Genomic DNA, 6,719 nt, shown 5'->3' with positions numbered 1-6,719 from the left:
GCAAATCGAACATTGAAGTCCCCCGAATCTGACCGATTTCCACGCCAGTCTAGCTGCGTCGGGAGCGCCCGTATGCGGTTCGGCTCACGGGACGCGTTCCACCGTCTGGGCCGGTGAGGAGGGCGCCCTCGCGCAGCCGACAACACTTATTGGTTCGTAGCAGCACTTGGTATGACGGGCTAACGCCCGACCACATCTTGTCTTCGGCGACGTCTTGTTCGAAGCCGATACCATGAAGGCATGGCGAAAATCGATGATGATGGACACCCGGCCAAGGAACCTATCCGCTCAGCACCGCAAGATCCACCGTTTCAGGCCCTTCTTCCCAACCTGGAACGGGTGTCGCCATCGACATTCCGAAAAGGAACGGTTAGCCGGCGTCGAGTTAATCGTGCGCTGCTTGTGCTCCTTGCTGTCGCTGGCCTCGCTGCAGCGATGATTGTCTCCTCCGTCATCTTCTGACTTCAGCATAGGAAGCAGAGGAGGGCGGATGACACCCGTGCTTGTTCCGTTGACACCCAACACGCACCGTGTCCCGTAGGGGGTTGGCGGATTCAACCGGTCGTCGCAACGATGGGCTTTTCTGGCTCTGATAATAGTCGTTGCATGGCTTCAGCGGGTGTGCTGCCGCCGAGCGTTTTGCGGGGTCGATTGTTGAGTTCGGTGGCGACTTCGAGTAGCCGCTCGGGCGAATGGACGGATAAGTCGGTGCCTTTGGGGAAATATTGGCGCAGCAGCCCGTTGGTGTTCTCGTTGGTGCCTCGTTGCCACGGCGAATGTGGATCACAGAAGTAGATCGCTATCGTGGTGGCCAGCGTGATCTGCCGGTGCTGGGCCAGCTCGGTTCCTTGGTCCCACGTCAGAGTCTTCACCAAGTGCTCGGGGAGAGTCTTGATGGCGGCCAACAGCCCCTCGCGAACCGTGATCGCGCCGTGATCACCGGGAAGGTGGACGAGCATGGTGAACCGCGTCTGACGCTCCACCAACGTAGCGATCGCCGACCGGCAGTGTGACCCCAAGATTAGATCTCCTTCCCAATGCCCCGGCACGGCTCGGTCCTCAACCTCCGCCGGCCTCTCGCTAATCATGGTCATATCCGGGATCTTGCCCGAGTTCTTCGCAGCGGGCCGTCTCGGATGCCGGATGGCGCGGCCGGTGCGTAAATGCTGATGCAGATCACCGCGCAAGTCACCCCGCCCGCCCCCATAAAGCGCCTGGTAGATCGCTTCCGGACTGACTCGCATCTCCTGCCGATCGGGAAACACCGCAGCCAGATGGTCACTGATCTGTTCCGGACTCCATTTCAGGCACAACTTTTTCTGCACCAAAAAAGCCAGTTCCGAATGGTCGAATTTGCTCGCCTTGGGACGACGTCCGCGAAGCTCAGCCTGCTTCTGCGCCGCATACGGGGCGTACTTCGTCCGTGCCTGCGGGCCAGTCTTGGACCCGCCTCGAGCGAGCTCTCGACTGATCGTGGCAGCAGACCGGCCCACCAGAGCAGCGATCGCCCGCACACCGGTGCCACCCAGGTGCAAGTCAGCGATCTGCAGTCGTTCCTCCAAGGACAAGTACCGCCTAGACCTCTCTGCCTCAGGAAGAGGGATCCGCCCACCCGTTGCTTGACGCCAACGCCGTCCAGTTCGTCGATTCACCCCGACAGCATCGCACGCTGCAGTCAGCGTCGAGCCTTGACTCATCAACACCCAAAACCGCGCCTGCTTCTCTACCAGTTCATATTTCGACCACACGTACAACACCTCACAAAAATCGAGTGTTGCGACGACCGGTTGAATCCGCCGTTCCTCTTGCAGGCACTGAGCGCCAGTTGAGCACCGGCACCCGAGATCTGACGCGCTCGGTAATAGAGATCAGTAGAGTGCACCGGCAGCATTTGCCACGATAGAAGTGTTGGCGGGCGATCACCTGCGGAACTATTCGTCGCCAGAAGGGACGAGTTAGGAAATCGCACACGAGCCCAGAGTGGCCGAGCTGCCTGATCAGCTGCCGGACGACCGTGACTAGGCTGGCGGCATGAGCGAATGGCGGGGAATCGGCGACGTTGCTACCGTCAGTGACCACGCAACCGCCCCTGCCAAGAGGGGCGGCTTCGACTTGCTTACTCTCGGGTCCGCGTTTGTGACTTTCGTGCTAACCGTCGACCTCGTTCGCCGCGCGTTTTCAGCAAGCTTGAGCCCGCAGCCGCCGACCTCGGACATCGTGGGCTACTGGGTGACCGCCGGAATCATGCTCGCCCTTCAAGTCGGGCTGCTCGTGAGGGCAATCGTGCGGCGTCGGGTCGGCCTCGTGTTCATCGCGAGCGTCGCGTTGATCATGGCTCTTGGAGTGGCGCTGTTGATGTCAGTGCCAAGGATCGACTGGCGCCCTGAACCCCCGGCTTCAACGACTAACCCGAATTATCGCCCCTGTTACAGCGGAAGCGGCGACTGCATCGGGGGCTGAGCTCAAGGGCCCGCTGAAGGGGTTTACCGCTTGCAGGTCGCAAGTCCTGGTCTTCGTCTTACGGGCGGCTCTTGTCTTATGACACCGCGAGTTCGACATCCGCTCGCTGAAATCCGTGCTATCCGCCGGTGAACATCGCAACTGCCGTCTCGGCACCCGCGTCGGCGCAAGCGAGGGACAGCTTGTCGAGGCCGTCGTTCCACTCCGCGGACCCAATTCCACTCATTGTCATGGCACCAAGGCTGATAACCGGTGCAGCGTCCCTGAGAGCGATGGTTGCCTCGCTAACGTCGCCACTTCCGCTGGTCGGCACCCGATCCAGTACGCGCGTGGCCAGCCGATACCAGCCCTGTTGTTCCTGAGTGGCCATCCGACCATCCCGAAGACCAGCATCAGCGTTCGCGGTAATTGTCAGAACATCGCCGAAGGCGGAGCATGTCACCGCATCCGTTGTGGATGCCATTGCTGACGGAGTCGGGCTTACAGCAGGTGCGGAATCTGCGGTGCACCCGGACAGCGCCAGCGCACCGGCCAGAGCGAACGAAACAATCAGGACGTTCCAGTACTTCATTGGGGCCTCCCCAGGGCTCACAGCTGAACTTCACCCTATCGGACCACATGCGTGAGCCGCTCGGGGAGTCCGATGCATTCGCTCACACCCGCCCGAACTTCCCGTAGAGGGTTCCCCTGTGACACGAGGTCGGCGCACTCGGCCGCCAGGTGGTTTGCCCACATCTGTCGCGCTCGACGTCCGGCTTGCGGGCGGCACCGAACCAATTCACTCAACTCACCGACGACACGATCGCCATATCGGCTTGAAAAGGGGAGCTATAATCTGAACATGTTCACCGAACGCGTTCATTCAAGGTCTCTAGCACGCGACGCGTCACGCGTGAAAGTTCTGAGCGCTGCTGAGGAGCTATTTGTGCGGCGCGGTTTCGCGGCCACAACCATTCGGCAGATCGCCGAAAGCGCTGCGGTCAGTGTTGGCACTGTGATGGCTGTTGCCGACAAGAATGGCCTACTCGTGGAGATCTTCGATCGGAAGATCGCCAGCATTCACCCCGCACCTTCTGGCGTGCCGATCGCGCAGGACCCGGCTGCAGAGATTATCGACACGCTCGGTTCGTTCGTACGATTCTTTGCAGCGCAGCCAGATCTGGCGCGCGCGTACACTGCCATTCTTGTTGGCGGGAAACACCCGTCGATAATCTTCGCGGAGTTGTCCGGCGTACTCATAGGGCAGGTATCGGACGTACTCATTCGCGCGGGCCGTTCTGCGACAGATGCGTCCGCGACAGCCCGCATTATCCACCGTGCATATCTCGGTGAAGTTTTCATCTGGGCCGGCCAAAGTGATCCGAACCCAGACAGCACCCTGACTGAGCTCGAAAAAACGGTGCGCTACCTCGTCAACGGAAAGGCCGCCTGAAATGATTCTGCTCCCCGAACCCTGGTGGCTTGAAGCTGCCCTCGCTGCAGTCCTGGCAGTCGACGTCGGTATGTCCATCAAGCCACCAAAATTCATCCGTGACTGCTTGAACGGAGTGGGGTTCCCGCGCCAGTGGTGGTGGACGCTCATTGTCATCAAATCCCTCGCCGTCACAGGGCTGCTCGTCGGGCTCGCCATTCCAGGAATCGGCCTAGCAGCCACAGTCGGCGTCATCGTCTACTTCTCGTCCGCAGCCGTAGCCCACATCCGCTCGCGCTTCCTCGGAATGGAATTTTGGGTCAACTGCCTGGGCTTTTTGGTACTCGGCGTCGCGGCCCTGCTCTTCGGGTTTCTCTTCTAACAGGCCCCCCAGAGGGTTGCCTTGCGGACTGCGCTCGTGCACTACCCACGCTGATTGGCACTCGACCGGGAATCAGGCCCTCCAACGTGTACACCAGTCTGACGGATTGATGCAGCATAATCGGCGATCTCGCCTCTCCCAGCAGGGACGAAGTATGAGTTGTATACACCTTTCGGATGAACCGACTCCGTCTGGCTTGGGCTGTCTGGGATGGCCGCTCTAGGTTGAGGGTATGAAGTCGTTGAGATTGATGTTGCGCAGCGCAATCGAGCCCGCTGTCGGTGTGTGCTTTGTTCTGTTGTGGGTGATGAGCGAGGTTGGGCGTTTTGACCCGAGGAACGTTGCGGTCGCAGTGCTGCCTTTTGTGATGATTGGCATCGCGATTGCACTCTCGCGACTTGCTCCGTTTTTGGCTTTGGCGGTATTGGGCTTTCTCCTGCTGGCGCAGCTGGTCGTTCCGTCATTGCGGTTCAGCGAGACGGCATTTCCGGCATATCTGGGTTTTGGGATCGCCGCGGCCGTGCTGGGTGCGTCGGCGAACCATCGTGAGCGCCACGTTTCACTTCCACTCGTTGGTATCTATGGGATTGTGATCGCCCTGTTCTTCACCATTCCCGCACTCTCGCCGACACTGGAACGCAGCCTTGCGGTCAGCTGGGGCGCCAACGATTCTGAGCCGTGGAAAAACATCGCACTCATGTTTCTGGCATTCGTAGGAGTGTCCGTCGCGTGCTGGTACATCGGGTTCGGCACCCGGGCACGTCTGGAACGCAATCGGAGCGAAACCCAACGACTTGCTATCGCCGCGGACCTCAGCAACGCCGAGTCAGAGCTGCGGTTCGCGAGCGAACACGACCGAATCGCTCAGGACGTGCACGACATCATGGCGCACTCACTCTCGGTCATCGTCGCCCAGGCGGATGGCGCACGGTATCTCGGCGATAAGCGACCAGAAGGCACCAATGATTCGCTCGCCGCGATCGCACGGTCCGCGCGGGAATCGTTGGTCGAGGTCCGCATGCTAATCGATTCGCTTGGAACAGAGTCGGAGGGGCACTCACATCCGACACTGGATGGACTCGACGCGCTGCTCGAGCGGATGCGATCCGCTGGCCTGTCGGTCACCCACACGGTCTTTGGCGACGCCGGGGTACTGACCTCGGGACAGCAGCTGGCCGTCTACCGTATCGTGCAGGAGAGCTTGACGAATGCGCTGAAGCACGCGGGCGCATCGGCTGTGGCGACGGTGGTCTTTGACTGGCGCGGCCCGGGCCTGGCCCTCACCATCTCGTCACGCGGGGAGAAAACTCAACCGGCGGCACAATCACCGCAACGGGGTCTGCGAGGTATGCGCGAACGCGCCCGACTGGCCGGAGGGTGGCTGGCCGCCGGGTTCGATGACGACGAGCCAGGACGATATGTTGTGACCGGATTCGTTCCTCGTGCCGACGCCATCCTCGGAACTACCAGAACCACGACAACCGAAGTGGGGGAAGACGAATCGTGATTCGCGTCGCTATCGCTGATGATCAGGTGCTGTTCTGCTCAGGAATCGAGATGCTGATTGCGTCGCAGGACGACCTTGACTTCGCCGGCGCTGCGTACGATGGCGAGGCAATCACGGTTTTGGCTGCGCAGGAGAAACCCAACGTGATTCTGATGGACATCAGGATGCCCAAGGCGGACGGCATCACTGCCACCGAACAGATACTTGCGGCGGCGGACGGTAGAGAACCTCCTCGGATCATCGTGTTGACCACCCACCAGCGCGACATTGCCGTTCTCAGCGCGATCAATGCCGGCGCCAGCGGGTTCCTGATGAAAGACGCCACGCCTGAATTTCTCCTCGCCGCCATTCGAACCGTGCACGCCGGTAAATCTGTCATCGCGCCAAACAACTCTCTGGCGCTGATTCACGACCTGTCGCCCCGCCATCTGGGACAAGCCAATGACGCCGTCATTTCTGCACTGTCCGTGCGCCAAAAGGAGGTCTTCCTCCTTGCCGCCCGAGGGCTCAGCAACGCCGACATCGGCGCAGCTGCATTCATCAGCGAGACAACCGTCAAGAGCCACATCTCGGGCATCCTCGCCAAACTCAGCCTGAGCTCTCGACTGCAACTCGTCGCACTTGCCTACGAGAATCGACTCGTCCAATGACGCGGACGAACTGTTCGACCCTGGCACATACCCGCGCGGCTTTGTCCCGCTCGTTCGGGCTATCTGATGGACGGGGACAGTGATGAACATTGACGTCGATCCAATCGATCCGGGCGCGCCCAGCCTGCCGCCCACCATCTCCGTCGACATCACCGCTTACCTGGGCAAGACACAGGGCTCGTAGGAGAAACGAAAGAGTGTCAGCCGCCCGAGAACCGTCCCGTAGGGGGTTCCCGTATGACACAGAGCTAGGCAGACTTACCCACCGTTGGAATCCGTTGGTGCTCGATCAGTTGATGCGATGAGCGG

The 6,719-nt window shown here is 60.5% G+C and carries 8 protein-coding genes; 6 read left to right on the top strand and 2 right to left on the bottom strand.

Translation table 11 applies throughout. The annotated features are described in order from the left end of the window. Positions 1–240: 240 nt before the first annotated feature. Entirely contained in the window at positions 241–462 is a 222-nt protein-coding gene (locus CXY78_RS20560; protein ID WP_140425480.1) for a hypothetical protein, read from the top strand. Between the two features lie 92 nt (positions 463–554). On the opposite strand, the gene CXY78_RS00440 is transcribed toward CXY78_RS20560, so the two are convergent. Beyond that, complete coding sequence (locus CXY78_RS00440; protein ID WP_255410370.1) at positions 555–1,697, bottom strand: IS30 family transposase; 1,143 nt, start codon at positions 1,695–1,697, stop codon at positions 555–557. Between the two features lie 334 nt (positions 1,698–2,031). On the opposite strand from CXY78_RS00440, the gene CXY78_RS00435 reads away from it, so the two are divergent. Continuing rightward, positions 2,032–2,460, top strand: a complete 429-nt coding sequence (locus tag CXY78_RS00435) for a DUF6234 family protein (protein WP_104087500.1) — start codon at positions 2,032–2,034, stop codon at positions 2,458–2,460. Between the two features lie 118 nt (positions 2,461–2,578). Here the strand turns inward: CXY78_RS00435 and CXY78_RS00430 are convergent, their stop codons facing one another. Beyond that, complete coding sequence (locus CXY78_RS00430; protein WP_092342611.1) at positions 2,579–3,031, bottom strand: hypothetical protein; 453 nt, start codon at positions 3,029–3,031, stop codon at positions 2,579–2,581. 270 nt (positions 3,032–3,301) lie between these two features. Between CXY78_RS00430 and CXY78_RS00425 the strand changes: the two genes are divergently transcribed. The 4 genes from CXY78_RS00425 to CXY78_RS00410 all read left to right on the top strand — a co-directional run bounded on the left by CXY78_RS00425 (position 3,302) and on the right by CXY78_RS00410 (position 6,410). Further along, entirely contained in the window at positions 3,302–3,892 is a 591-nt protein-coding gene (locus CXY78_RS00425; RefSeq protein ID WP_158252722.1) for a TetR/AcrR family transcriptional regulator, read from the top strand. Position 3,893: 1 nt separating this feature from the next. Continuing rightward, positions 3,894–4,253 carry a DoxX family protein gene (locus CXY78_RS00420; protein ID WP_092342607.1) on the top strand — a complete coding sequence of 120 codons (360 nt, stop codon included), beginning with the start codon at positions 3,894–3,896 and terminating at the stop codon, positions 4,251–4,253. A 367-nt stretch (positions 4,254–4,620) separates the two neighbouring features. Then, positions 4,621–5,760, top strand: coding sequence for a sensor histidine kinase (locus tag CXY78_RS00415; RefSeq protein WP_158252723.1), 1,140 nt, complete (start codon positions 4,621–4,623; stop codon positions 5,758–5,760). Next, on the top strand, positions 5,757–6,410 hold the full coding sequence (locus CXY78_RS00410) for a response regulator transcription factor (protein ID WP_104087497.1): 654 nt from the start codon (positions 5,757–5,759) through the stop codon (positions 6,408–6,410). The genes CXY78_RS00415 and CXY78_RS00410 overlap by 4 nt, the downstream gene beginning before the upstream one ends. Positions 6,411–6,719 lie beyond the last annotated feature (309 nt).

The sequence above is a fragment of the Cryobacterium sp. N19 genome (genome assembly GCF_002929595.1).
Classification (GTDB): domain Bacteria; phylum Actinomycetota; class Actinomycetes; order Actinomycetales; family Microbacteriaceae; genus Cryobacterium; species Cryobacterium flavum.
Note: the sequence above shows the minus strand (reverse complement) of the source record. Positions and strands in the feature narration are given on the sequence as shown.

Excerpts from the sequence above, each read along its gene's own strand:
- CXY78_RS20560 (WP_140425480.1), top strand. The coding sequence starts at position 241 with ATGGCGAAAATCGATGATGATGGACACCCGGCCAAGGAACCTATCCGC.
- CXY78_RS00440 (WP_255410370.1), bottom strand. The coding sequence starts at position 1,697 with ATGAGTCAAGGCTCGACGCTGACTGCAGCGTGCGATGCTGTCGGGGTG.
- CXY78_RS00435 (WP_104087500.1), top strand. The coding sequence starts at position 2,032 with ATGAGCGAATGGCGGGGAATCGGCGACGTTGCTACCGTCAGTGACCAC.
- CXY78_RS00430 (WP_092342611.1), bottom strand. The coding sequence starts at position 3,031 with ATGAAGTACTGGAACGTCCTGATTGTTTCGTTCGCTCTGGCCGGTGCG.
- CXY78_RS00425 (WP_158252722.1), top strand. The coding sequence starts at position 3,302 with ATGTTCACCGAACGCGTTCATTCAAGGTCTCTAGCACGCGACGCGTCA.
- CXY78_RS00420 (WP_092342607.1), top strand. The coding sequence starts at position 3,894 with ATGATTCTGCTCCCCGAACCCTGGTGGCTTGAAGCTGCCCTCGCTGCA.
- CXY78_RS00415 (WP_158252723.1), top strand. The coding sequence starts at position 4,621 with ATGATTGGCATCGCGATTGCACTCTCGCGACTTGCTCCGTTTTTGGCT.